26 protein-coding genes are annotated in these 24326 nt (G+C 45.8%); 16 read left to right on the top strand and 10 right to left on the bottom strand.

Features of this window, described 5'->3' with window-relative positions:
- Window position 1 precedes the first annotated feature (1 nt).
- Entirely contained in the window at window positions 2-1123 is a 1122-nt protein-coding gene (locus MTR82_RS12980) for a GNAT family N-acetyltransferase (RefSeq protein WP_052653201.1), read from the top strand.
- A 49-nt stretch (window positions 1124-1172) separates the two neighbouring features.
- On the opposite strand, the gene MTR82_RS12975 is transcribed toward MTR82_RS12980, so the two are convergent.
- Window positions 1173-1328 carry a lmo0937 family membrane protein gene (locus MTR82_RS12975; protein ID WP_110925662.1) on the bottom strand — a complete coding sequence of 52 codons (156 nt, stop codon included), beginning with the start codon at window positions 1326-1328 and terminating at the stop codon, window positions 1173-1175.
- 162 nt (window positions 1329-1490) lie between these two features.
- Here MTR82_RS12975 and mntR point away from each other — a divergent pair, with 162 nt between their 5' ends.
- From mntR to MTR82_RS12945, 6 genes are all read left to right on the top strand, one after another.
- Window positions 1491-1913 carry a transcriptional regulator MntR gene (mntR, locus tag MTR82_RS12970; RefSeq protein ID WP_052653199.1) on the top strand — a complete coding sequence of 141 codons (423 nt, stop codon included), beginning with the start codon at window positions 1491-1493 and terminating at the stop codon, window positions 1911-1913.
- Window positions 1914-1936: 23 nt separating this feature from the next.
- Window positions 1937-2797 carry a CvfB family protein gene (locus tag MTR82_RS12965; RefSeq protein ID WP_052653197.1) on the top strand — a complete coding sequence of 287 codons (861 nt, stop codon included), beginning with the start codon at window positions 1937-1939 and terminating at the stop codon, window positions 2795-2797.
- A gap of 53 nt (window positions 2798-2850) precedes the next feature.
- Window positions 2851-3738, top strand: a complete 888-nt coding sequence (locus MTR82_RS12960) for a DUF1002 domain-containing protein (protein WP_246809406.1) — start codon at window positions 2851-2853, stop codon at window positions 3736-3738.
- A gap of 129 nt (window positions 3739-3867) precedes the next feature.
- A complete protein-coding gene (locus MTR82_RS12955; RefSeq protein ID WP_246809405.1) occupies window positions 3868-4836 on the top strand; it encodes a ring-cleaving dioxygenase in 969 nt (322 codons plus the stop codon).
- A gap of 16 nt (window positions 4837-4852) precedes the next feature.
- On the top strand, window positions 4853-5134 hold the full coding sequence (locus tag MTR82_RS12950; protein WP_052653191.1) for a GNAT family N-acetyltransferase: 282 nt from the start codon (window positions 4853-4855) through the stop codon (window positions 5132-5134).
- Between the two features lie 333 nt (window positions 5135-5467).
- Entirely contained in the window at window positions 5468-6085 is a 618-nt protein-coding gene (locus tag MTR82_RS12945; RefSeq protein ID WP_246809404.1) for a DUF4064 domain-containing protein, read from the top strand.
- Window positions 6086-6103: 18 nt separating this feature from the next.
- Here MTR82_RS12945 and MTR82_RS12940 read toward each other — a convergent pair whose 3' ends face one another.
- On the bottom strand, window positions 6104-6595 hold the full coding sequence (locus tag MTR82_RS12940; RefSeq protein ID WP_052653187.1) for a GNAT family N-acetyltransferase: 492 nt from the start codon (window positions 6593-6595) through the stop codon (window positions 6104-6106).
- Between the two features lie 96 nt (window positions 6596-6691).
- Here MTR82_RS12940 and MTR82_RS12935 point away from each other — a divergent pair, with 96 nt between their 5' ends.
- Both MTR82_RS12935 and MTR82_RS12930 read left to right on the top strand, forming a co-directional pair.
- Window positions 6692-7144 carry a GNAT family N-acetyltransferase gene (locus tag MTR82_RS12935; RefSeq protein ID WP_246809403.1) on the top strand — a complete coding sequence of 151 codons (453 nt, stop codon included), beginning with the start codon at window positions 6692-6694 and terminating at the stop codon, window positions 7142-7144.
- 78 nt (window positions 7145-7222) lie between these two features.
- Window positions 7223-7564: a hypothetical protein gene (locus MTR82_RS12930; RefSeq protein WP_052653183.1), complete on the top strand. Its 342-nt coding sequence runs from the start codon at window positions 7223-7225 to the stop codon at window positions 7562-7564.
- Between the two features lie 132 nt (window positions 7565-7696).
- Here MTR82_RS12930 and MTR82_RS12925 read toward each other — a convergent pair whose 3' ends face one another.
- Window positions 7697-8824, bottom strand: coding sequence for an MFS transporter (locus MTR82_RS12925; RefSeq protein ID WP_246809402.1), 1128 nt, complete (start codon window positions 8822-8824; stop codon window positions 7697-7699).
- A 101-nt stretch (window positions 8825-8925) separates the two neighbouring features.
- Between MTR82_RS12925 and MTR82_RS12920 the strand changes: the two genes are divergently transcribed.
- The 4 genes from MTR82_RS12920 to MTR82_RS12905 all read left to right on the top strand — a co-directional run bounded on the left by MTR82_RS12920 (window position 8926) and on the right by MTR82_RS12905 (window position 12138).
- Window positions 8926-9819 (top strand): diacylglycerol/lipid kinase family protein, encoded by an 894-nt coding sequence (locus MTR82_RS12920; RefSeq protein WP_052653179.1) that lies wholly within the window; start codon window positions 8926-8928, stop codon window positions 9817-9819.
- Between the two features lie 294 nt (window positions 9820-10113).
- Window positions 10114-10899 carry a helix-turn-helix domain-containing protein gene (locus MTR82_RS12915; RefSeq protein ID WP_052653177.1) on the top strand — a complete coding sequence of 262 codons (786 nt, stop codon included), beginning with the start codon at window positions 10114-10116 and terminating at the stop codon, window positions 10897-10899.
- Between the two features lie 159 nt (window positions 10900-11058).
- The gene (gene yidC, locus MTR82_RS12910) at window positions 11059-11841 is read left to right on the top strand and encodes a membrane protein insertase YidC (RefSeq protein WP_052653175.1); all 783 of its coding nucleotides are present in this window, start codon (window positions 11059-11061) and stop codon (window positions 11839-11841) included.
- Between the two features lie 51 nt (window positions 11842-11892).
- Window positions 11893-12138 carry a hypothetical protein gene (locus MTR82_RS12905; protein WP_052653173.1) on the top strand — a complete coding sequence of 82 codons (246 nt, stop codon included), beginning with the start codon at window positions 11893-11895 and terminating at the stop codon, window positions 12136-12138.
- A 223-nt stretch (window positions 12139-12361) separates the two neighbouring features.
- Here MTR82_RS12905 and MTR82_RS12900 read toward each other — a convergent pair whose 3' ends face one another.
- Window positions 12362-13513 carry a 3-phenylpropionate MFS transporter gene (locus tag MTR82_RS12900; protein WP_246809401.1) on the bottom strand — a complete coding sequence of 384 codons (1152 nt, stop codon included), beginning with the start codon at window positions 13511-13513 and terminating at the stop codon, window positions 12362-12364.
- A gap of 123 nt (window positions 13514-13636) precedes the next feature.
- Between MTR82_RS12900 and MTR82_RS12895 the strand changes: the two genes are divergently transcribed.
- Window positions 13637-14587, top strand: a complete 951-nt coding sequence (locus MTR82_RS12895; RefSeq protein ID WP_246809400.1) for a M15 family metallopeptidase — start codon at window positions 13637-13639, stop codon at window positions 14585-14587.
- 67 nt (window positions 14588-14654) lie between these two features.
- On the opposite strand, the gene cls is transcribed toward MTR82_RS12895, so the two are convergent.
- The 5 genes from cls to MTR82_RS12870 form a co-directional block, all read right to left on the bottom strand.
- On the bottom strand, window positions 14655-16109 hold the full coding sequence (gene cls, locus MTR82_RS12890) for a cardiolipin synthase (RefSeq protein WP_052653167.1): 1455 nt from the start codon (window positions 16107-16109) through the stop codon (window positions 14655-14657).
- Window positions 16110-16259: 150 nt separating this feature from the next.
- Window positions 16260-17090: a squalene/phytoene synthase family protein gene (locus MTR82_RS12885; RefSeq protein ID WP_246809399.1), complete on the bottom strand. Its 831-nt coding sequence runs from the start codon at window positions 17088-17090 to the stop codon at window positions 16260-16262.
- Window positions 17091-17278: 188 nt separating this feature from the next.
- Complete coding sequence (locus MTR82_RS12880) at window positions 17279-17998, bottom strand: HAD-IIB family hydrolase (protein ID WP_052653165.1); 720 nt, start codon at window positions 17996-17998, stop codon at window positions 17279-17281.
- Complete coding sequence (locus MTR82_RS12875) at window positions 17943-19205, bottom strand: glycosyltransferase (protein ID WP_246809398.1); 1263 nt, start codon at window positions 19203-19205, stop codon at window positions 17943-17945. Before MTR82_RS12875 ends, MTR82_RS12880 begins: the two co-directional genes overlap by 56 nt.
- Window positions 19206-19382: 177 nt before the next feature.
- The gene (locus tag MTR82_RS12870) at window positions 19383-20234 is read right to left on the bottom strand and encodes an MBL fold metallo-hydrolase (RefSeq protein WP_246809397.1); all 852 of its coding nucleotides are present in this window, start codon (window positions 20232-20234) and stop codon (window positions 19383-19385) included.
- Between the two features lie 150 nt (window positions 20235-20384).
- Between MTR82_RS12870 and MTR82_RS12865 the strand changes: the two genes are divergently transcribed.
- Together MTR82_RS12865 and MTR82_RS12860 are read left to right on the top strand one after the other, a co-directional pair.
- Complete coding sequence (locus MTR82_RS12865) at window positions 20385-21503, top strand: NAD(P)/FAD-dependent oxidoreductase (RefSeq protein ID WP_246809396.1); 1119 nt, start codon at window positions 20385-20387, stop codon at window positions 21501-21503.
- An 8-nt stretch (window positions 21504-21511) separates the two neighbouring features.
- Window positions 21512-23062, top strand: a complete 1551-nt coding sequence (locus MTR82_RS12860) for an aminotransferase class V-fold PLP-dependent enzyme (RefSeq protein WP_425024023.1) — start codon at window positions 21512-21514, stop codon at window positions 23060-23062.
- 31 nt (window positions 23063-23093) lie between these two features.
- Here MTR82_RS12860 and MTR82_RS12855 read toward each other — a convergent pair whose 3' ends face one another.
- Window positions 23094-24311, bottom strand: coding sequence for a helix-turn-helix domain-containing protein (locus MTR82_RS12855; protein WP_246809394.1), 1218 nt, complete (start codon window positions 24309-24311; stop codon window positions 23094-23096).
- Window positions 24312-24326 lie beyond the last annotated feature (15 nt).

Raw genomic sequence — 24326 nt, 5'->3', positions numbered from 1 at the left:
GTTGAAGCTGACAGAATGGACGATGGAAGAACAGGAACAATTAATCGAATTTATGACAACTAACTCATGGCCGTTTCACGGCATTGAACATCCTGTCCGGGAATTGATCGAGAAGACGATTGAAGAAGGCGGATATAAATCAGACCAAGTGAGAACGTTTTGGATCGAAAACGATGAAGGGCAGCAAGTGGGCGTCGTGAAAATTTTTGACTTGCAGGATGACATCCCGCTGTTTGACTTGCGGATTGCAGATCCATATCGAGGAAAAGGCTATGGCCCGAAGGCGTTGAAGTTGATTGCTGATTTCGTCTTCTCTTTGCCCGAAAAGAAAATACGCCTAGAAGGCAACACGCGGCACGACAATTTCGCGATGCGAAAAGCATTTGAGCGGACCGGTTTTGTCAAAGAAGCCCATATCCGCCAAACATGGTTCTCGCCGCGAGAAAACCGCTATTATGATGCAGTGACTTACGGCATGACACGGGAAGACTGGGAAGCGGGCATTACGACGCCTGTCCACTGGGATGATGCATTGATAGAAGAAAAGAAATCGCAATTCAATCCGGTTCTATTTCAATTTCCGGATGAATTCGAGTCGGAGCGCTTGATCATCCGCAAACCGAAAAGGGAAGATGCGGCGCTCAGCTATGAGGCGGTCATGCGCTCACTTGCTTCATTGCGGCCGTGGATGCCGTTTGCCCAGAAAAAACCGGTGCTTTCGGAAATGGAAGCAAACTTGGTGGAAGCTGAAGCGGATTTTATGCTGCGCAAAGATTTGCGGCTGCATTTCTTCTCGAAAGAAACCGGAGAATTTATTGGCTCTTCAGGCCTTCACCGCATTGATTGGGATGTGCGGAAGTTTGAGATCGGCTATTGGGTCGATAATCGCTTTGAAGGAAAAGGCTATGTAACAGAGGCAGTAGAACGCATTACCCGTTTTGCGTTTGAAGAATTGGAAGCAAACCGGGTTGAGATCCGCTGCGATCCGGACAATGTGCGAAGCCGGGCAGTGGCTGAGCGTTTGAACTTCGAGCTCGAAGGCATTCTCCGCAATGATACGATTTCAAGAGTGAGCAATAAATTGCGCGATACATGCGTTTATGCAAAAATCCGGAAACAATAAAAAAGCTGAGGACATTTGTCCTCAGCTTTTTTTATGGCTTGCATTCCGGCTATAAGCCTTTTCTGCCAGAGATCAAATTAATAACTAAAATGATAGCTGCGATGATAAGAAGGATGTGGATTAATCCACCAGCGACGTCCATTAAAAATCCAACTAACCAAATAACAATAATAACTGCTAAAATAATCCAAAGAATACGTCCCATGTTCCTCACCTAACCTTTCGTTGTCGATAGTAATAACTACCCCGGATTTTCACAGGCCAAACATGCAGAAAATTGAATTACTGCCGGAATGCCGTAAGCTCAGTTGTTTAGCGGGTTGGGGTATAGTAAACTGAAGAGAGTCATGTTAGGGAGGAACGAATCGTGCCTACTCCAAGTATGGAAGACCACATTGAAATCATTTATTCATTAATTGAACAAAAAGGATATGCCCGAGTGTCGGATATTGCAGAAGCGTTGTCAGTTTTGCCGTCATCGGTCACCAAAATGGTGCAAAAACTTGATAAAGATGGGTACTTAATTTATGAGCGCTACCGCGGGCTGATGTTGACGCCGCGCGGGCAAAAACTTGGAAAACGCCTTGTAAAGCGCCATGACCTGCTGGAACAGTTTCTTCGGTTGATCGGTGTGGAAGAAGAACGGATCTACGGCGACGTGGAAGGGATCGAGCATCACTTAAGCTGGAATTCCATTGAGCGGATCGCTGATTTGGTTCAAGTGCTGGAAGAAGATCCGGCGCTGCTCCAAAAACTTGAAAAACTAAAAAATGACCAAAAAGAAAATTAAGTTGAATTGAAGGAGGCTGCATAATGGCATTGCATCCAGGAGAAAAAACCACATTGCGCATCATTGACCGATCAAGTTCCCAGTGGATCTTGACGAATAGTTCAGGTGATGAAGTGTTAATGAACGCATCAGAAATTGAAGAGGGACAAGAAATCGGTGAGGAAATTGAAGTATTCCTTTTCCGCAACCGTCAAGGCGGGGTTTCTGCTACTCCGATGATTCCCCACATTTTGCCGAGCGTATACGGCTGGGCGAAAGTATTGAAAGTATCGAGACGAGAAGGGCTGGTCGTTGACATCGGGACTTCCCGCGAAGTTTACGTACTTCCCGAAGACCTTCCGCAAATCGAAGAACTGTGGCCGCAGCAAGGCGACCATATCTTCATGACCTTGCGTACGGACCGCTATGGCGATTTATACGGACGCCTGGCGACCGAAGAGAAAATCGGCGAATTGTATGTACCGGCTCCAACTTCTGTGTTCAATGAAAACATTCAAGCACGTGCTTACCGTTTGTTGCCAGTCGGCACATTCATGCTTTCTGTGCCTGAAATGTATCGGATTTTCGTCCATGAATCGGAAAGAGAAGAAGAACCGCGTTTAGGCGAAGAAAAAACCGTGCGCATCATCGGCGTAAAAGACGATGCGACATTGAACGGTTCGTTGCTTCCCCGTAAACAGGAACGCCTATCGGATGATGCACAGAAAATTATGGATTTCCTGGATGAGTCCGGCGGGCAAATGCCGTTCACAGATAAATCGACTCCGGATGAAATCCAGGAAATCTTCGGCATGAGCAAAGCGGCATTCAAACGTGCGCTCGGCAGACTGTACAAAGAACGCAAAATCATCCAAGAAGACGGATGGACCAAATTAGTACGTTGACGCAACCTTTTCACACAAAAAGCGTATTAATTTGTGGAAGGGGGCAATAAATAATGAAAAAAATAATTCCTGTACTGTCATCTATATTAGCGTTGTCACTTATGCTGCCAAGCATCAGTTCTGCGAACGTCGGCATCAATGAAAAATTCGGTTTGCCGATCGTCGTCTATGGAGGCAATCTATCCGAAGCAGAAAAAGAAAGCGTAGCGAAAAGCTTGGATGTAGCCAGTGAAGCGGACGTGGAAGAAATCGAAGTGACCGGCCAAGATCTGATTACTTATATTAAAGACGGAGATTCGCGTGCGAATATGTATTCTTCTGCAAAAATCACGCGCAAAGATGCAGGAGAAGGTTTGGTTATCCAAATCGTCACGCCGGATAACATTACGCAAGTCACAACGGAAATGTACGCCAACGCCATGCTGACGGCAGGCATTGAAGATGCATCGGTCGAAGTCGCGGCTCCAAAAGCGGTGACAGGCCATTCGGCGCTTGTTGGCATCTATAAAGCTTACGAAGTGAACGGGGAAGAATTGGATCCAGAACGGACAGATGTGGCTAACGATGAATTGACCGTAGCAACAGAACTCGCTGACAGCGGAGTTGAAGACGCAAAAGTAAGCGAGCTTTTGACAGAGATCAAAAAACAGATCGCTGAACAAAATCCGGCTACCCGTGAAGAAGTGGAGAAAATAGTCGAAGATCAATTGACGAAGCTTCAAATCGAGTTAAGCCCGGAAGACCGCAAATTGTTGACGGATCTGATGGACCGCATCCGTAAACTGGATATCGACTTTTCAAAATGGTCGACCCAATTGGAAGACTTAAGCAAAACCATTGAAGACAAAATCGGAACGATCGTCAATGACGAAGGTTTTTGGCAAAGCGTGAAAAGCTTTTTCCAAAAGCTGGCGGATTCTGTCCGTGGATGGTTTAACTGATTTATCGAAACAGCCAGGCAGTAAATTGCCTGGCTGTTTTTATTTGAGCCAATTCAGTTGCAGGGCAGAAGGAGCGGTGATAGAATAAAATAAATATCTCGAATTCAAGATAATTGAGGAGGAAGAAAAATGAAACTAGAAGGCATTCACCACGTTTCGGCAATTACCGCCAATGCGGATAAGAACCATGATTTCTTTACACGGATTCTAGGCATGCGTTTAGTGAAAAAGAGCGTCAATCAGGATTCAACTTCGTCTTACCATTTGTTTTACGCTGATGCAGTCGGAACGCCTGGAACCGATATGACGTATTTTGATATTCCGATGGCTGGCCGCACGTATCCGGGCGTTTCTTCCATCAGCAACACGGCATTTCGAGTGAAAAGTGAAGCGGCGATTGCCTATTGGATGGAACGTTTTGATCGCTTCGCTGTTCCGCACGGCGAAGTGGAAGAAGTTTTCGGCCGGCCATCGCTGACTTTCCAGGACTTTGAAGGATCCCGGCTAATGCTGGTAGTGGATGACGGAAAAGGAATCGAATACGGCATTCCTTGGACGAAAGCAGATGTTCCGGAAGAGTATGCGATTGTCGGACTGGGCCATGTGCGCTTGACGGTCCGCAAAAATGAAAAAACAGCTGCCGTTTTAAGCGATATACTCGGATTCGAGCAAATCGGCTCTTATCCGTCGAAAATTGAAGGAATGAAAGATATTTTAGTATTTTCAACAGGAAAAGGCGGCCCGGCTGGCGAAGTACACTTAGAAGAACGGACCGATTTGCCGCCTGAACGCCCTGGGAGAGGGAGTGTGCACCACGTTGCTTTCCGTGTAAAAACGTATGAAGAGTACAGCAAATGGAACACATACTTGCGCTCCAATGGATTCATGACTTCAGGTGAAGTGGATCGCTATTATTTTAAAGCCATCTATTTCCGTGAGCCGAACGGCATTCTTTTTGAATTGTCGACGGATGAACCGGGCTTCGCGACCGATGAACCATTGGAAACGATGGGAGAGACGCTTGCATTGCCGCCGTTTCTTGAGCCGAAGCGGGCTGAAATCGAAGCTTCGCTGCGTCCGTTGTCCATCAATCAATAATTAGGGGGAGTAAGATATGGAATTACAGCTAATAGAATTGGGTAATGATGAATTTGCTTACCGCTATGAAGAAGCGGGGATGCTTAAGGCGGAAATTACGTGGACAGAGCTTGCGAATGTCATGGTGATTGAACATACTTTTGTAGATGAATCGATGCGCAACCAAGGCATTGCGAAAAAGCTGCTCGATCGGGCGGCTGATTATGCCCGCGAACATAATTATAAAATGGAGCCGGTCTGTTCCTATGCAGTTGTAGCATTCGACCGCTATAAAGATTACGACGACGTGAAAATTTAAACACACAAAAAGCAATCCTCTTCAGTTTTGAGTGGATTGCTTTTGCTATGTCGCCAATATGTAGTTTTCCATCTTCATCCTCCAGATTATAGGCTTGTCATGAAGAAAACAATCGCAGTTAAAATAGAAGCGCCGCCGATTCCGTACATAAAGTCTGCTTGATTAAAGATTAACTTTTTTTCCATTAATTTCATCTCCTTTAAAATCTTTGTTAATAATTAATTACCCTAGCTACAAAAGCTTAAACAGGTTTTATTCATAATAATCAGGGAAACTGTCTATAAGAAGGCTTTTATTTCGAGCCGGAAGAAAAGTGAGAAAGAGGTGCATCAAATGAATAATGGAGTTGTCAGCAGAGGTGCAGAAAAAACATTAGGTATAATCGGCATTATTTTTAATCTTTTAACCATCGCCCTATTGGCAATCGGTATCCTTAGTTTCGACAATGTGCAAAACACGGCAGAATTCCAGGATTTTGAGCAGGAAGTCTTAAATGACTCCACATTTGCAAGCCCGGAAGACGCACAGCTCTTTTTGGATACTTTCATTTCCAGCTTTAGCATTATCGGATGGGTCCTTGTGGCAGTGCTTGCGATCAGCACCGTTTTAGCGATTCTTGCTATTGCGAACCTGCGGAATAACCGCAATCCGAAAGCTGCGGGAGTGCTTTTCATCATTGCAGGGCTATTCGCAGGCCTGCTTTCCTTGACGTCGATCTTATTCTACATTGCAGCAATTATGTGCTTTGTGCGAAAAGGGACGCGACGAGATGACTATCAGGCGCCGCGCGACGATTTTGGCAGCCAAAATGGCGATGCGAAGCTAAAAGAAGAACAGCGAATCCGTGAAGAAGAACGAATTCGCCAAGAAGAGCGCCTTCGTGAGGAAGAGCAGCGGAGACAAAATGATAATTCGCTTCACAAAGATGACGATACGTATCGTCCGTTATAAACAAAAACACCCGTCCTTTTAAAGGACGGGTGTTTTTAGGTAATAAATATATTTGGCAGTCTGCAGCGGGTAGCCTTCAAAAACCTCCTCGAATTCCTCTACCAATTCAAAGCCATTTCGTTCGTAGAACTTCCGGCCTTTTTCATTTTTGCTTTCCACATAAACGAATAATTGCGAGCCTTCTTTTAAATGGGAAAGTCCGCTCGACAATAATTGTTTGCCGTAGCCATTGCGCTGGAATTCCGGCTTCAAATAAAGTGCAATCAGTTCCGCGTCGCCATCTTCATCCACGCGGGTAAAGTTGGCAAATCCAACAGGTTCCGCATCGTGGAAAGCGAGCAGGACAATGGTTTTCTTCAATCTCATTTCCATCATTGGCGTAGAGTACGATTTATCTAAAAATTGTTTTTGGACAGTTGGAGGAATAATGCCTTCATAAGTATCAACCCAGCTCACGTGTGCGATTTCCTGGACAGATGCAATATCATCAATCGTGCCTGCACGAATCATTTGCTCACCTCTAAAATTCTTTCCGTTATCATATCAAAAAACCATCCAAATAGCCACTAATGTGAAATAATGAAAAGAGACAAGGAGGCGAAGAAATTGGAGTGGAATACCTATCATTTTGATGAACTGACTGCCCGGAAATTATACGAGTTTTTAAAATTGCGGGTGGACGTATTTGTAGTGGAGCAGAATTGCCCTTATCCTGAGCTGGATGATTTGGATCAAGAATCTATCCACCTTGCTTATAGCGAAAATGAAAAAACACTGGCTTATGCCCGGTTGGTTCCGGCAGGAGTAAAGTATGAAATTCCGTCAATCGGGCGGGTTATCGTGCGTGCTGAAGCCAGAAGCCGAGGCCTTGCCAAACAATTGATGGTGCAGGCAATGGAATATATCTTGAACGAATGGCAAGCCAATGAAATTCAATTGCAGGGGCAAGTTTACCTGCAAGAGTTTTACGAATCCTTCGGCTTTCTGCCGATTTCGGAAGCATACGATGAAGACGGGATTCCTCACGTGGATATGAAGTTTACAAACAATAAAATGTAATGCTTTTGACACGTGAATGTTGCATAAATCTAGTAGAATTGGGTAAACAAGTTTTAACAGAGAATAGGAGTGAAGTAAATGGCCAAAAGAAGAGGAATCTTACTGGCAGGTTTAGCTGCTGGAGCGTATGCATACTTCAAGAAACCAGAAAATCGTGAAAAAGCCACTGTAGCTTTTAATAATGCGAAAACGAAGGTGAATTCATTTATGGAGTCTCAAAACTTGGATAAACTAAACAAAACATCGACTGACACAGAAGAACCGGCGAATGAGGGCGGAGAATCAGGCGTCCAATATTACAATGAAGATAAAAAAGCAGATGAAAATTCAAAGCTGTCTCCAAATGATACGAGCGAAGAAAAATCAGAAAACACAAAGACGGTCTCACCCGAGCCGCGCATAGGCACTGATAACATTTAAATGATCTGCCTTGCCTCTAATGATACGCAGGGGAATTCTAGTGCCCGTGTTTCTGCATCGCTGCGCTAGCTTCGAGACATAACAAGAGTTGTTCCAAATTACTTTTGGGACAACTCTTTCCTTTGCTGTATTTTATCTTCCAGCCGCTAATCCATTAAATGCTGCTATGAGGAGCAGCAAACTTCCGCTTAATATAAACCCTTCATTGGCCGACAGTTCCAAAGCTCCGGTGACACTGGAGCCGGCAACCACACCGAATGAAAAGAAGGCATAGAAATAGCCATATGCCCGTCCGCGCGATTGCAAAGTCGTAGAATCGATCAACAGCGAATTGATGGAAGGGAAAAGAAGGGCGAAACCGATGCCGTAGCTAGCCATGACGATATACATAAAGAGCGCCAGTGAAACTGTGCTTAAAAGAAATAGGGAAAGCGCCATACATGAAAAGCCGGCGATCAATGTATAGACTGGTTGTATGCGGTCAAATAAGCGATTGACGGGCAGCAGGAACACCAAAATGGCAGCAATGCCGAAAGTGCTTAACAGCAAGCCGCTCATTTCTGCAGGCAATTGAAGCGCCTCAACTTTAAGGGGGAGCATATAAGCAAGCACCCCTTGTGAAAACATTAAGAAAAAAGCGCCAGCAAATGCCTGGAATAATCCAAGGGTGCGGACGGACTCCATAAATGGCGCTTTAGGGGCTTGGACAGATTCTTTCTTGGGAGCTTCCTTTTTCAGAAGGAAATAGGAAATGGCCCCCAGCAATAGCAGAATCGTGCCGGTAATCCCCATCATTTCCGGGACGCTTGTGCGGCTCGCGTAGATAGCGCCGAAAGCGGGACCGACGATAGCGGCTAATCCGACAAAGGCTCCCGAAACCGCTGCGCCTTTTCCTCGCCGATTCTGTTTGGTCCGATTGGCCAGAAAAGTGAAAGCGGCCGGGACTGCAAAGCCGGCAGCCAGGCCGTGGAAAAAGCGGATGGCCAGCAAACTGTACGGCCCGTCTGCTAAGTGGTAAGAAAACAAGACCACTCCAGTGGAAACCAGGCCAAAAATCAGCACCGTAAAAGGGCCGCGGCGGTCAGCAAATATTCCGGAAATCACATTGCCTGCCACATTGGACAGAGAATACATGCCCACCGCCAGCCCGGCTAAAAAAGGCGTGGCTCCTAAATCGACGGCAAACGGGCTCATGATTGGCAGCTGAGCAAACAAGTCGAAAAAAGCGAAGAAAATGATCAAATAAATGAAAATGCGCATGGCCGTCCTCACTTTCAATATTAGAAGAACAGAGGGATTAACTTCACCCTAAAAAAGGGTAAAGATGAATATGGTTATATCATACCACCGGAGGTAACTAAATGAAAAAAGCGATGTTTATCTTGAATCCATCTTCAGGAAAAGAGAAAGCGGCTCAATACCGTACCCAAGTGGAAGCAACGTTAGTGGACATGGGCTACAGCGTGGATACGAGAACGACGGAAAAGCAGCACGACGCTACGGATTTTGCCAAGGAAGCATGTGAATTGAAATACGATTTTGTCGTGGCGATGGGCGGCGACGGCACCATCAACGAAGCTGTTTCCGGTTTAGCGGAACAAGAGCACCAACCTTTATTTTCCTTAATCCCTCTCGGAACGGTGAATGATTTCGCCCGGGCGCTCGGGATTTCCTTAGATCCTCCTGAAGCCATTGAAGCATTGAAAACAGGGCATGAAAAAAGAGTGGATATTGCAAAAGTAGGCGACCATTATTTCATGAACATCTTAGCGCTCGGCCAAATTGCGGAATCCACTTATGAAGTATCGCCGGAACAAAAAACCCGATTGGGCGCTTTGGCTTACTTTATAGAAGGTGTAAAAGCAATTACTTCGGATGCGGAGCAATATTTTAACATCAAGCATGACCAAGGCGAATGGGAAGGCGAAGCGAAATTGGTGCTTGTGGCTTTGACCAATTCAGTAGGCGGGTTTGAAAAACTGGCGCCCGAAGCCTTGACGGATGATGGGCTGCTGCATGTCTACATTGTAAAAAATGCAGCTTTGCCGGCGTTCATTCGAATCGCGGGGGCTATGCTAAGAGGCAAGCTTGAAAAAGATCCTGCAGTAGAAGTGATCCATACAACGCAAGTCTCTATTGATACAAGCGAGCCGGTTTCATGCAATATTGACGGCGATGAAGGTTCTCAAACACCGTTTACAATCGAAGTTCTTCCGCGTCATATTCGCGCATTAATTCCGCCGGATAACGAATAGAAACAAGGGAGCAAAAGCCAGCCTTTCTTAGGAAAGGTTGGCTTTTAATGGTGATTTTTAAAATATTGGAAATTTATTAGTTTCCAGAGAAACCCTTTTGACAGATATTCGTCATTTGTAGTATAGTTTTAGGGAAAATATTTCCTTTAATAAGGTATTAAAGGTAAAATGGTAATAAACCATATTACATAAAAAATTTAATAAGTTCTACTTTGAGCTATGTTCATCTCGAACGTTTCAGTATATAGTTGAAGTAACTGCTTAAAATCTAGAACTTAGAAAGACGGGGAAAAAATGAATATACTAGCTGCGCCATCGATTCAAGAAACCATTTCCAAGATTTTTATGAATGAAAGTGAAAATCTGAATCAGTATGAGGGAATTGAAAAGTTTTTTGAAATCGAAACACAATTAATTTATGAAATCCACCATCTTGAAAAAGACCGGGCGAAACAAACTTTGCGCCTTTTGATCGATTTGATCGGAATTAAAGCAGGCAAAGATACCATTCGCCAAGTCCGCAATTATTACATAGTCCTTTCATCTGTAATGGCCCGTAAGCTATATGAAATGCGCGTGCCGCCTAAGAAAGCATTTGCTTTCAATACGGCGTGCATTGAATTGGTTGAAAAGCACATGAACGATTCCGAATTTCTTTACGTCGCTGATGAGTTGATCGAGTTCTTTGTGTCGGTTATTTCTGAACGCAAACAACCATCGTTCGGCCATCAAACCGTAAACAAAGTCGTGATGTTCATAAACGATGAAGTGGAACGCGATTTGTCGGTAGAAGACATTGCAAAACATTTCCACATTTCAACAAGCCATCTGTCCCGTATTTTCAGAGAGCACGCCGGCATCACCCTGGTGGAATATTTGAATGTGCGCCGTGTGGAAGAATCTCAATATTATTTGCGCCATTCAGACAAAGGAATTTCAGAGATTTCAAAGCAATTCCATTTCTGCAACCAAAGCTATTTCACTCGGATTTTCAAAAAGTACACGACTGTCACGCCAAAGCAATTCCGCGACAGCCAGCACATCCCATACTTCCGCTACAATTTGCCGAATTCAAATTAAGGAGAATTTTTCTCCTTTTTTTCTTGGAGAAAATGGGGGGGCGCATTCGCTATTCCGTCACACAATGCGATAAAATTTGCTAATTCAGAGTCACGGATTGAATTTTATCAACCATATAGGTATACTTCTTTATAGTTAAAAAAGGTGAAGGTGACTAATTTGAAAAAGAAAATGATATTGCTGTCCTTTCTGGCAATGGCGGTTCTCGTATTAAGCGGATGTTCAGCTGTAGAGAATCAAGAAGGGTTTTTCTATACGGTTTTTGTAAAACCATTTGCTAGTTCGCTGATTTACTTGGGCGACTTGTTTGGTGGAAACTACGGTTTGGCGATTGTGGCAATCACAATCGTGATTCGCTTAGTGCTAATGCCATTTATGCTGCGGACATACAAACGCCAGCAAGGCATGAAAGTCAAAATGGATAAATTGCGTCCGGAAATGGAAGATATCCAAAAACGGTTGAAACAGACAAAAGACAAAGAAGAGCAAATGAAAATCCAGCAGGAGATGATGGGCCTTTACAAAAAGCATGACGTGAACCCATTGAATATGGGCTGCTTGCCAGTCGTCATTCAAATGCCGATCATCATGGGCCTCTATTTTGCGATTCGCTACGCACCGGATTACGTGAAAGACCATGAGTTCCTTTGGTTTACCCTTGGTTCTCCGGATATTTTGATGACCTTGATCGCTGGAGCGGTTTACTTCTTCCAGGCAAGAGTTTCATTATGGACGATGCCGGAACAGCAGCAGCAGCAAATGAAAATCATGGTGTATATTTCACCAATCATGATCATGTTTGTGTCCTATTCGTCAATGGCTGCATTGCCAGTATACTGGGCAGTCGGCGGGATCTTGCTGATCATCCAAACATACATTGGACGCAAATTCTACTCGAACCACCCGGAAGTGGCACTTGAGTCTGTAGAAGATAAAAAATAACAACAAAAAGCCGGCATCTTTTGCCGGCTTTCTTTTTTAGGAGTGAAACAGATGAATTCAAAATGGATACAAGGGATTGCGATGGCGGCATTAAGTGTGGCAGCGCTCGTTTTCCTCATCATGGGCAACTTGGAAATCACCGTATTATTCATGACCTTGCTTTTTGTGCTGACCAATTCGTTCCGCTACCGCCAGATGAAAGCGCAAGGCATGGATCGTGAAGCGAAATGGATGCGCGGAATGGCCATTATTTTTGCCGTGCTTTTTGTAATCGTTTTAATTACCGTAATCGTTTAAGGAAAATGTGAAAAACAGCAGCAGCCTAATTGGCCGCTGCTGTTTTTTTATAGTGGTATTTTTCTTTTTGGCGTTCTTCAAGTAAGGTATCTAAGCGTTCCATCAAGCTCGCGATATCCTTTTGTGAAATTCGTTTCAATATACCCAGCTCCCTGTAACAGTTGATACTCATTTATTCGCAGGTAAATTCGGGATTATGGGGGTAGTTGGTAGGAAATTTAATTTAATATGAAAATCTTTTTCGAGTGAGCAGCACCAATAAGAGGGCCGGACCGGAAAATAGCACCATGCCAAGGAACGAAAGGCCGGGAGAAATTTCGTAAAGAAAACCGCCGATGATGGTCAAGGCCGCAACGCTTAGACTCATGGCAATGGCCGCGTACATTCCTTGTGCGGCGGGAATATGGAGCGGGTCGAGCTTTTGGAAAATGTAGCGGATGAATGCAAAATGCGCGACTCCGAAAGACAAGGCGTGAAAAACCTGGCTGAAGATGAAGACCCAGACTGACGGAAACAGAAAGATTAGTATCCAGCGCAGCGTGGAACCGATGCCGGCAATTAAAAACATGGACGAAACGGACCAATTGGCAAACCAGGCATCCGCTTTTGCGAAAATCAGAATTTCAAAAAGGATGGCTACATTTAAAATGAGGCCGATATAGAAGCTATTGACGCCTACATCCTGCAAATAAATAAATCCGTAATTATAGTAAGCTGCATGGGCTCCTTGCAGCAAAGTGGTGATCAGCAGCATGAGCATAAATGGTTTTGAACGCAGCAATTCTTTCATTGCGTTTCCTGAAGCTGTTTTTCTAGGTTCAGGTTTTGCCTGCAAGGGAATAGGAGAAGTAGCCGATTGGGTAAGAGCCATGAAGAGCAGCCCGGCGAGCATGACCCAGTAAATCGCGCTTTCCTGCCAAACGGCTGTAGCTCCGCCGACAATCAATAAGGCGATGGTATAGCCGACTGAACCATAGGACCGGCTTTTGCCGTAATGGATATGGTCGGTTTTCATCAATACGGTTGCGCCGCTTTCCATCGCCGGCAGCAAATTCGGATAGACGAAGCTGAAAGCGAACGTCAGAATGAATAGCCATAGGTAAGAGTTGGCGGGCATATGTAAGAGCATGAGGACAAAAGATCCGATTGCCAGTCCTTGCATGAGCTTCCCTAACGAAAAGATGCGCGTCATCAGCGGGAAGAAAATCAGGGTGGAAAGGGAACGGGCGAACATGCCGGCACCCATGATGAGGCTTGCACCTGAAACACTGATGCCTTTATCATTGGTCAGCCATCCGGTCCAATAAGGCAGGAAGACACCCCACGTAAAAAAGAAAGCGAAAAAATTAAGCGACAGCCATTTTTGATGGTTCATATTCTTCCCTCATATCTTGTAAAAACTTCTAGTTAAAGTATACCGAATGTTCATTTGTTTAGGGAGAAATTATACGAGAGTAATGGTAGAATAAAAAAGAACTTTAGAGAAAGAAGGAGAACCATGCAATCGCGGTATTCGATGAATCAGAAAAATAAAAAGCCTTTTCTAAAATGGATCCTTATTAGCCTTGGAATTGTAGTGGTTTTAGCCGGAGGGATTTCCGCTTACTGGATGTCTCTCCATAATTGGGATATAGAAGAAAGTTTAGAAGCGTTGTCGCCATCCGAAGCGGCGGTCAAAACAGTTGAACCGAAGGAAGATGTCTCATCACAAGAAGGGGAAGCGCCAATGCCAGAAGAGCCTCAATCTCCTATAGAATCAGAGAAACCGGCTGAGCCGGAATCAGCGGAAAAACCGGAAACTTCACCAGCTGAAGATCCTCCAGCAAGTGAAGAAGGCAAAGCGCCGGAGCAGGAGGAAACGCCTCCTGCGAAAGAGCAGCCGGTAAAAGACGCAACGATATATCAGGATAATTTAAAATTGCCGGCCCAACCGACAATCATCAACAATGTCGTAATTGCCAACAAACAGCACCCGTTGCCGCAATCATACGCACCGGGTGAAAGCAAAGAAGCCAGAGCCGCTTTTGAAGCGATGCGGGCGGAAGCGTTAAAAGCGAAAATCGACTTGACGGCATTCAGTACGTATCGTGATTTTGCACGCCAAAAAGTTTTATACGATGGCTATGTGGCGAAAGACGGCCAGCAAGCGGCTGACCGCTATAGTGCACGGCCTGGATATTCTGAACATCAGACAGGGCTTGCTTTTGATATCGGCGAAACCGGGCAGGAACAGCATTGGGCTTCCGCTACGTTCGGCGACACGAAAGGCGGCAAATGGCTGATGGACAACGCGCATCGCTACGGATTCATTCTCCGCTATCCGGAAGGTGCGGAAAAGATTACCGGCTACATGCATGAATCTTGGCATTATCGCTACGTCGGCAAAGAGATAGCTGCGGATGTCTATGCTAAAGGCGTTACATTGGAAGAATATTTAGGCATATATTGAAAAAGCGTTTCCCTCTTTAATTGGAGGGAAACGCTTTTTTTACTGCTGCTTTTTTTAAAGAGCAGTCTTATAAGATTGGCGATAAAAGCCGGGCAATCGACTCTTTTGTTTTGATCAATTTGGTTCTGGACAGATAGATATCCATGGTCAGTTCCGTAGACAGTTCTATGTCCTGGTGGAATAATTCCGCAAGATCCGAGGAAACTTTTTCATCATAGATGAAGGCGTTGATTTCGAAATTCAATTTAAAGCTCCGGACGTCGATATTAGCCGTTCCAACGGTGGATGCTTTGCCATCGATTACAATCATTTTCGTATGGATAAATCCATTGTCATAAATATAGACCCGCGCGCCCGCCTTCAATAGCTGGCCGGCATAAGAGTAAGTCGCCCAGTAAACGAAAGGATGGTCAGGCTTATTGGGGATCATGACGCGCACATCGATGCCGGATAAGGCAGCAATTCGAATCGCGTCATAGAAACTGGCATCCGGGATGAAATAAGGCGTTTGAATATAAATCGATTCGGTTGCCATATTAATGAGCTTCAGGTAACCGTCTTTAATCTGTTCCCATTCCTCATCGGGGCCGCTTGAGACAATCTGCATCGTGGTCACGCCTTTTTCCGGAATGGCAGGAAAGAAGACTTCATTATATTCGATGTCGTGGCGGGCAGAAGCCTGGTTCCAATCCAAGATGAAGCGGGTTTGAAGCGGGTGGACAGCACTGCCTTCTACACGAAGGTGAGTGTCCCGCCAATAGCCGAATTTCCGGCTCAGGCCGATGTACTCATCCCCGACGTTAAACCCGCCGATATAGCCGACGCGGCCATCAATGACCACAATTTTGCGGTGATTTCGATAATTCAAGCGCGGATTGATAATCGGCAAGACGGAAGGGAAGAAAGTTTCCACTTCTCCACCTGCTTGGATGAATTCTTTGAAATGCCTTTTGCTGAGGCGGCGTGATCCCATGTCGTCATAGAGCAGCCGGACTTTGACGCCTTCTTTCGCCTTCGCAGTCAACGTCTTTAAAAGGCGGGTGCCGAGGCCATCTAAACGGAAGATATAGTACTGCATATGTATATGGTCTTTTGCCTGTTCCATATCGGCAATCAATGCATCGAATTTCTGGCGGCCATCATTAAAGATTTGGACAGCGTTGTCCTGGGTCAATACGGCCCCGTTATTCCGCAAGTGAAGATAAACCAATTCTTTGTATTCGTGCACATTATCATCGCGAAAATGGAAATCGTCCTCATCTAATGCATGCAATTGATGCTTGATCAAACTGTCGATTCCGACTTTTGTCCGGCCTTCCCATTTAAAGAGCGTTTTTTTTCGGAGTTGGCGGCCTAAAAGAAGGTAGACAAAGAATCCGAATATCGGAATGAAGAAAAGAACCAATAGCCACGCCCAAGTGGAAGAAGCATCGCGCCGTTCCAGAAAAACCAGCGCTGCAGCCAGGAAAATATTGAGTATGAGAGTAGCTGCGGTCAAAACACTAATAATGGAAATTGTCATTTTTCTCCCCCGTTTACAGTTGCTTCGCTCCTTTTAGTATAGCCTATTTGGCCGAAAGGAAGAAGGAAAGTGAAGCAGGACAAAAGCATCCCATTCTGCAGTTGCAAACTAAAAAGGCGCATTTGATGAATTCTCAAATGCGCCTTTTGTTCAATTTAGTTGTTCTTCCTGCTTTAACTGTTCTACGATGCCTTCCACTTCTGACCGGGACATTTTCTCTTTTCCGGATTTCAAAGCTTTAAGCGTGCTATGCGCCAAAGCGAGCGGTACTTTACAGAACATCAAAATCCGCTTGTTTTTAATTGCTTTGACGTATTCATTGGCTTGGGCCAAATTGTTATTGGCGTAATTGAACATGTCTTCACGAGTCCAGCCGTCTGGAACAAACGTAACTCCGCGCTCTAAATCTTCATCATAATTGCGCAGCATATTCACCGCTTGGAGGCCGCGGCCAAAAGCGATGGCCAGCTCTGGATCCGTTTCGGTATTGTCGTACCACTTCCATAAATCGGAAAGCATCGTTCCAACAAGGCCGGCCACGTAATACGTATAGTCATCCAGGTCTTCCTTCGTTTCAATGATCCACTTTTTCTCCACCCATTTGGCCATTCCGCCTGCCATGATGGAAGTGGATTCTTTCACTTTTTCCACGATTTCCGGAGGACAGACGCTGATCCAATCGGCTAAGCGCTTTGTAACCGGAGGCAGAAAGTTGTCGTATGGTTTGATCAAAGCTTCGTAAGCAAACCGGTCGAATGGGGCTTTCAACAATTCGCTGGTTGCGGACAAAAGATGGATCTTTACGTCATCGGCCAATTCCGGATGGTCTTCAATTTCATCAATTGCCCGCATGCATAGATAGGCAGAGGCAACGGTCTTTTTCAAATGAGATTCTAAAAAATTGATTGGGATGAAAAAAGTCCGGCTTGTTTCCTTTAACATGACCATGGACTCTTTTTGCAAATTCGCGACTTTACTCATCTCAATTTCCTCCTGTTCATAGGCAAATCTGGTTTTTTTCGTTTTGAAAGACGAAAATATCTTTGGAAATCACGAAACTGCCTTTCCTTTAAATATAAACGAATTGGCTAAAAAAACAAATGATTGCTTAGATAAGCATAAATTATGTATAAAAATAGCCTTCCAAGGCCGTAGAAGCGGCTCGAAGGCTATTCTGAGTGGAAGTGTTTCCAACCTTCCTGAATTCCGCCGGCATACCCTTTAGTGGCGCGGAAAATTAGGGGGTGTTCTTCGCTTTCCAAAAGTTCCGGGAGGGCATTGCCGACAATGACAGAAGGAAAGCCCAAGGTCAGCATCTCCAGATCATTTCCGGAATCTCCAGCTACTAAAAGTTTGGCATCACGGATATTGTACTTATCTAAAATGTATTGCAAGGCTTGTCCCTTGCCGCTTGGCAACGGCACGATATCAACGTCGCGTCCGCCGCTGAAAATCAATTTATAGGGAATTCCCGAGCTTTCCAGCTTCCTCTGAAATTCTTCAACAGGCTCTTTTTCTTCGACGTAATAAGAGCAGCGATTTTCCAGCAAAAGAGGCTGTTTTGTCAGTCCGGAAACGGTGGAAGCAATCTCGTCGATTTCATCAGGCTTCCAATTTTCCAGCATCCGGGCTTCCCAAACTTCGTCTTTTTCAAAATTCTCGCCGATATGAATCGTCGTACCGACATCTGTAACCAAAATATCAGGCACCGGCAAATTCTCGCTTTCAATCAAAGACAAGGCGGAATCATAATACCGGCCAGTAATATAGATGAGCGAGACATCGTAAACTTGTTCTTCATAGAATTTCAGCAATTGCTGAAGGCCTTCGGAGTCACCAACCAGTGTTCCGTCCAGGTCTGTTGCCAATATATGCTTTGCTTCGTGCATTGCTAATCACCTCATACATAGAATCGATGCGGGCGGAAATTGAATCCCAGTCAAAATCTTTTTTGGCAATTCTCACGGCTTGCCGGCTCAAGCGTTCAACCAGCAGCGAATTGACGGATAAGACTTCCATGGCAATTCCCAAGTCGATTTCATTTTTTGTTTCCACAAGCAATCCGGTAATGCCATCCTGCACGACATTTTTCAATCCGCCGACGTCTGACGCAATGACCGGGCTGCCGCAGGCTTGTGCTTCTGCAGCGACCATGCCGAACGATTCGTAATAGCTTGGAACAATCGTAGCTGTTGCAATGTTAAACAACATGGCCAGCTGTTCCTGGGATTGCGGACCAAGAAATTCCACATGGCTTTCAATGCCTTTTACAGCTTCGCGCAGCTTAGGGTCGAGCGGCAAACGTGTTGCAGGGTCAATCGCATCTTGTTCTCCGCCGGCAATCAAAAGGCGAGGCTTGAATTTGGCTTCGCTCTTGTTGACCAATAGCTGAAACGCATTCAGCAGGGTGAAGATTCCCTTAGTTTCTTCCAATCTTCCGGCGAAAACGAAGAGAGGAGCTTCAAAGCCGGATTTTCTTCTGAGATGTGAACGGATTCCATGCACGGTAAATGCCTGGTCCACCCCAATGGGGATCACTCTGATAGGAGAAGGCGATTCAATATGTTCCTGAATCAATTGTTTCTCATTATTGGTAGTGGCAATGACTTGGTCTGCCGTAATTAAAATGGATTTTTCCGCTTTGATGCGACGTGCATCTTTAATGCCCGTCGCTTTCGCTTTTGCCCATCCAAGAGAATGGGAAGTGTGGATAAGCGGAAGGCCGAACTCTTCTTTTAATTTCTTCCCGATTAAACCGGACAGCCAGTAGTGGGTGTGCACCAAATCATAGGAAGAAAGGTCAAGGGCACTTTTCATATCTTTATAGAAATCCGGAAGCATGGTGTACATTTCATCTTTAGAAACGAATCCTTTATGGCCGGCTTCAACACGGATGACGCGGCAGGCAGTTCCGAATTTCTCAATTCTTGGCGCTGAAGCGTCGCACCAATGCGTAACTACATCTATTTGCCAACCTCTTTTTTCAAGAGCAAGGGCTAATTGTTTAACATAATTATTTTGTCCGCCGGCTTGTTTGCCTCCGAGTGTTGCCAAAGGATCGCCGTGGTCTGAAACAAAAAGCGCTCTTTTAATCATTGTGCTCATCTCCATTCGATGTCATATCAGTTTCAAAAAATAAACGGAACTGGACTCTTCCAATACCCGTTTTCTGAAATGTTAAAACATATTTTCATTTTATTTGGCTGAACAGTTTTATTTTCTTTGGCCAGAGAAAACCTCTTAGAAGAGGAATCTTCCAAGAGGCTGGTAGTTTTAAGGATGCAGCGTATCGGCAAACTTCCCGTATTTTGGAACGGCGACATCGGGGAAGTTTTTGGCTAACTCCACGAGCCCTTTGGCCAAAGCGGAGCCTCTCATCGGCTTGCCATGGCCTGTAGCGGCAACAGAAGGGCGGAGGTCAGCAAGCTTTGCGACGGATTCCCAAGCAGCCCGCCAGTCCGGCGTCAAGTATACCGGCGGTCCATAAACGCCTTTCTTCTGGGTCAGAACCCGGTAAAGGGAATCTTGCTTTACAGTGACAAAAGCATCTCCCGCAATCAGGATGCGCCCATGTTCCCGGAAGAGGGAAACGTGGCCTTCTGTATGGCCGGGGGTATGAATCCAGCGCCAGCCAGGCATATCAGGTACTGTGCCGTCTTCCGGCAACTCATGGAGCCGGGTTGAAATATCAATAGCTTTCACAGGGAAGGCTTTTGACATCTTGGCGATCCATCCGCCTTCTGCCTCAAAGTCCGGTTCCGGGTAATCCGTAATTCCTTTCAAATAGGAAAATTCCAAGGGATGGGCATAAACGGGTACATCGTGGGTTTCCAAAATGTCTATCAACCCGCCGACGTGGTCGAAATGGCCATGCGTTAAAATGATGGACTTTAATTTATGGCCGGGACCGAAATGGTTTTCCGCTTCTTTTAAGATGCGCTCTCCAGAAGCGGGCATTCCTGCGTCAACGAGCACCCATTCATTGCTGATTGCAGGATTTCCGATGAAATACACATTCGCCACTTGAATGGTGTAGCAATAAATATCGGGTGCCACTTCAAAACCGGATCCGCTTCTGAATGAAGTCACCGGCAACACTTTTTCCGTGGAAGAACTTTTTTCCATAACAACGCCTCCTTGATTTCTGCTTAACGATTCTTTCTTATCTCTACCCCTATCCCCAAATTTTAAATCCATCTCCAGGCAGAGGCATTTGAGTATGGCTGCCAACTCCAGTAAAATGAAGATAAGAAATTTTAGAGGCTGGGTGTTCAAATGAAGTCAGTAATTATTATCGGCTCCGGAATTTTAGGGGCGTCAACCGCATATGAAGCTGCAAAACGAGGGGCAGAAGTAACATTAATCGATCGAGAAGATCCGGGACAAGCAACTGGTGCGGCAGCAGGAATTGTTTGCCCTTGGATTTCGCAGCGAAGAAATAAAGCATGGTACGGACTTGCGAAAAATGGAGCGGCTTACTACCCTGAACTGATCCAGGCGTTGGAAGCGCTTGGCCAGCAGGAAACAGGCTATAAGCAAGTGGGCATCGTCAGCATCCATGAGGACAGCAAATTGGACAAAATGGAGGAAAAGGCACGGGAACGCCGGGAAGAAGCGCCGGAAATGGGAGAAGTGGAGCGGCTTTCGCCGGAAGAGACGCAACAGCGCTTTCCTTTCGCAACCGGGTCGTATGGTTCCCTTTATGTCAGCGGCGCAGCAAGAGTCGAAGGGCATTCTGTCCGTAATGCATTGATCGGGGCAGCAGTAAAACTGGGAGCGGAAAAAGTCCATGGCCATGCAGAATTGGTTGTAGAAGGAACGAAAGTGGTCGGGGTAAAGGCGGACGGACGTGAATTTTATGCGGACAGCATCGTTTCAACGGGCGGTGCTTGGGCGGCCGAACTTTTCGAACCGCTCGGTCTTCACATGAAAGTGGTGCCGCAAAAAGCGCAAATTCTTCAGCTGCATGCTGAAGGGGCACCGACAGAAGATTGGCCGGTGGCAATGGTGCCTTATGGATTGTACATTGTGCCGTTTTCTGATGGGCGGATCGTTGCCGGTGCGACGCACGAAAACGATGCCGGGTTTGACACGAAGCTAACGGCTGGAGGCATCCATCACATACTCGATAAAACGCTGGATGCCGCTCCGGGATTGGCGGCAGCTGAATGGACAGGAGCCGCGACCGGTTTTCGCCCATCAATCCAAAGTGCCTTGCCGGTCATTGGGCCAGTGCCGGGCCATGCCAATCTGTTTGCAGCGAATGGCTTAGGGTCATCGGGCCTGACAGCAGGGCCTTTCTTAGGCCAACAATTAGCAAAGCTGGCAATAGGGGAACCTTTGGATATTGATTTGAGTCTCTATGGAATAGAAGAGATTTTCGAACGCGAATAGGGGAGGGAATGGCTGTGTACTGGTGCAAAATTGCCCGAAGCGAGGAAGAGTTCCATGCGATTGCCCAATTGAATTATGAAACCTTCGTTGAAGAAATTCCGCAGCATGAAAGAGATGGTTCAGGGATAAGGATAGACCCTTTCCATGCACAAAATACGTATTTAATTGTGTTGGCGGATTCAACGCTTGTGGGAATGATTGCCCTGCGCTCGGAACGCCCTTTTTCATTGGATCGGAAAATCGGTAAAGTAGAGCAGTATTTGCCGGATTCTCGTAACATTTGCGAAATCCGATTGATGGCTGTCCGGAAAGAGCACCGGAATGGCCGCGTGTTTTTCCTGATGGCCCGTGCCCTCTCGGATTATTGCTACGCCGAAGGATTTGATGCGGCCGTTATTTCGGGAACGACGCGGCAATTGAAATTATACGGCCAATTGGGCTTTCAGCCGATTGCCCCTCCTGTAGGAACGGGAGAGGCCGTATTTGTGCCGATGGCGACAACGCGCCGCCGGTACGCAGCCTCTGTCGCTTCGCGGCTCCAGACGGGACGGAAACTATTTTTGCCGGGACCTGTAAAACTAACGGCGCCGCTTGCGGCTCCGTTTGCCGAAGCGCCTGTTTCCCATCGTTCTGCCGCTTTTCAGGCCGTATTTGAAGAAGTGAAAGAAAAGTTGAAAGAGGTGGCCGGCTCCCATCCGTATTTTCTATTCGGCAGCGGGACGCTTGCGAATGAAGCCATGCTTGCGCAAATAAGCCGCCTCGGAAGCCGCGGACTCATTCTGGTGAACGGGGAGTTTGGCAAGCGGCTAAAAGAGCAGGCGGACAGATGGCAACTGAATTTTGACGCCCTGGAACAGGAATGGGGAGCAGAATTTTCAACGAATACGATCGAAGAACAGCTGCAGCGGCAAAATTATGGCTGGCTGTTAATGGCACATGGGGAAACGTCGACTGGAGTGCTCAATGATTTCGAAAGCTTAGCCGCGATTTGCGAACGCCTTCAAGTCAAACTGTGCGTCGACGCCGTCAGCAGTTTTGGTGCAGTGCCGGTATCTTTTAAAAAAGCATGGCTTGCGACAGCGGTCAGCGGAAAAGCGGTCGGAACGAGCAGTGGACTGGCCATCGTTTTTGCCGGGCACAATATTCTGCCGGATCTAAAGCTGCCGGCTTACCTCGATTTGGGCCATTATGGCGATAAAGTGCCGTATACTTTTTCATATGCTTTGCTGAAAAGTTTTTCGCTTGCGCTAGATGCGTACCCGGAGCGGTATGGGCAATTAGCCGAGCGTTTAGAGAAGGTAAAGCGGGATACAGCCGATTGGCCGCTGCTCGGAAAAGGGTTTCCGACTGCTATTACATTTAAAGCGGAGCATCCTTATGAACATTTTGCTCTAGATGCGCATTTATCGGGTTTGGAACTGCATGGGTCGAGTTCTTACCTTCAGGAAAAGAACTTGTTTCAAGTATCCTGCATCCAACCGGATTTTGATGCGGATTGGCAGCAGCTGATGAAATTCCACGAACGTTATATAAAGCAGGGAAACAAAATAAAAGCCTGACCGATTCTTTTTCGGCAGGCTTTTATTTGTGTCAGTTTCCAATTTGGCGGTAGACGTCCAAGATGAATTTTTTGTAGGGAAGTTCCGGCATCGGAAGGATATTTTCTTTAGCGATGCGGGCATGCTCGACTGCGAGTTCATGCTGGCCTTGCTGTTCATAGATCAAAGCCATATATGCATCTTTTTCGTAATTCATCGCCAGGTCATACGGATGGTGAAGGAATTCCCAAATCTTATGGCGCTTCAGCCAGCCGAGCGCTTCTTTACTGCGTCCTTGGCCATACAACGCTTTTCCTTTTTCCAGAAAGAATTGAGAAATTTCATCTTCTTTGTATTTTTCCAGGTTTCGGTCGACAACTGCCTCCGCTTTTTCGTATTCGTGGGTAAAAGAATTTAAATAATGGGCTTCGAGCAGATCCAAGGTAATGGTGATTTTTTCGTCGTCTGAGAACTCGGCAAACAGCCGAAGTTTATGGACGTAATAATCTTTCATCTGCTGGTCATTCTTCAAAATGGCATGAAAGCTCATGACGCGGTAAAGGTCATTCATCTTATAGAAAATTTGATGTTCTTTCGAATACTTCACAGCCTGATTTATAATGCGTACAGCATCTTCATCGTCCCCAATAGCGAAATACAGAATTGCTTCCACAAAATCAAAATCCAGTTTTTTTAACGAATCCAACACCACATCCCGCGCTTCAAACGATTTCCGCGATTCCTGGATCATGGCTAACGATTCATGGTAGCGATGTTCGTTGAATTTAAGGGTAGAGCGGAACATGTGGATATCCGCACTGTTGTTCATCAGATGAAGCCCTTCGTACATTTCTTCCGCTTTGGAAAGAGGGGCTTGCCAGCCTTCTTTCTTAGCGTAGTATAGGCTCCGGCTGTAAAGTTCCAGAAGCCGGGCAGATTCGTAGCGGTATGGCAGGGAAGCCACATAAGGTTCGATTTTTTCAGCTATATGAATAAATCCTTCAGTGAAATTTCCAGCCTCAATTCGATACATTTTCTCGACTTCCTGCAAAAGCTCACGCAATTCACTGGTCGGAATTTCTGCCAATAGCTCATTTTTATCTATATCTAATCGCTCGGCTATATAAGATAAGCTTTCCATGGAAGGATTGGCTTTGCTGTTTTCGATCAAACTCAGCATTCCTTTAGTCAGGCCGCTGCCGGCAAGTGCCTCTAAGGTCAACCCTTTTTCCTTGCGCAGTTTCCGGATGCGTTCACCTAAAGTTTCCAATTGATTCACCTCTTT

This window comes from Planococcus ruber, from assembly GCF_022819085.1.
In the GTDB taxonomy this organism is placed as follows: domain Bacteria; phylum Bacillota; class Bacilli; order Bacillales_A; family Planococcaceae; genus Planococcus; species Planococcus ruber.
The sequence above is the reverse complement of the archived record's forward strand: the minus strand, read 5'-3'. Positions and strand labels throughout refer to the sequence as shown.

Coding starts and splice junctions, on each gene's coding strand:
- MTR82_RS12975 (WP_110925662.1), bottom strand. CDS start 1,328: ATGGGACGTATTCTTTGGATTATTTTAGCAGTTATTATTGTTATTTGG.
- MTR82_RS12965 (WP_052653197.1), top strand. CDS start 1,937: ATGGCATTGCATCCAGGAGAAAAAACCACATTGCGCATCATTGACCGA.
- MTR82_RS12960 (WP_246809406.1), top strand. CDS start 2,851: ATGAAAAAAATAATTCCTGTACTGTCATCTATATTAGCGTTGTCACTT.
- MTR82_RS12955 (WP_246809405.1), top strand. CDS start 3,868: ATGAAACTAGAAGGCATTCACCACGTTTCGGCAATTACCGCCAATGCG.
- MTR82_RS12950 (WP_052653191.1), top strand. CDS start 4,853: ATGGAATTACAGCTAATAGAATTGGGTAATGATGAATTTGCTTACCGC.
- MTR82_RS12945 (WP_246809404.1), top strand. CDS start 5,468: ATGAATAATGGAGTTGTCAGCAGAGGTGCAGAAAAAACATTAGGTATA.
- MTR82_RS12940 (WP_052653187.1), bottom strand. CDS start 6,595: ATGATTCGTGCAGGCACGATTGATGATATTGCATCTGTCCAGGAAATC.
- MTR82_RS12930 (WP_052653183.1), top strand. CDS start 7,223: ATGGCCAAAAGAAGAGGAATCTTACTGGCAGGTTTAGCTGCTGGAGCG.
- MTR82_RS12925 (WP_246809402.1), bottom strand. CDS start 8,824: ATGCGCATTTTCATTTATTTGATCATTTTCTTCGCTTTTTTCGACTTG.
- MTR82_RS12920 (WP_052653179.1), top strand. CDS start 8,926: ATGAAAAAAGCGATGTTTATCTTGAATCCATCTTCAGGAAAAGAGAAA.
- MTR82_RS12915 (WP_052653177.1), top strand. CDS start 10,114: ATGAATATACTAGCTGCGCCATCGATTCAAGAAACCATTTCCAAGATT.
- MTR82_RS12905 (WP_052653173.1), top strand. CDS start 11,893: ATGAATTCAAAATGGATACAAGGGATTGCGATGGCGGCATTAAGTGTG.
- MTR82_RS12900 (WP_246809401.1), bottom strand. CDS start 13,513: ATGAACCATCAAAAATGGCTGTCGCTTAATTTTTTCGCTTTCTTTTTT.
- MTR82_RS12895 (WP_246809400.1), top strand. CDS start 13,637: ATGCAATCGCGGTATTCGATGAATCAGAAAAATAAAAAGCCTTTTCTA.
- cls (WP_052653167.1), bottom strand. CDS start 16,109: ATGACAATTTCCATTATTAGTGTTTTGACCGCAGCTACTCTCATACTC.
- MTR82_RS12885 (WP_246809399.1), bottom strand. CDS start 17,090: ATGAGTAAAGTCGCGAATTTGCAAAAAGAGTCCATGGTCATGTTAAAG.
- MTR82_RS12880 (WP_052653165.1), bottom strand. CDS start 17,998: ATGCACGAAGCAAAGCATATATTGGCAACAGACCTGGACGGAACACTG.
- MTR82_RS12875 (WP_246809398.1), bottom strand. CDS start 19,205: ATGATTAAAAGAGCGCTTTTTGTTTCAGACCACGGCGATCCTTTGGCA.
- MTR82_RS12870 (WP_246809397.1), bottom strand. CDS start 20,234: ATGGAAAAAAGTTCTTCCACGGAAAAAGTGTTGCCGGTGACTTCATTC.
- MTR82_RS12865 (WP_246809396.1), top strand. CDS start 20,385: ATGAAGTCAGTAATTATTATCGGCTCCGGAATTTTAGGGGCGTCAACC.
- MTR82_RS12860 (WP_425024023.1), top strand. CDS start 21,512: ATGGCTGTGTACTGGTGCAAAATTGCCCGAAGCGAGGAAGAGTTCCAT.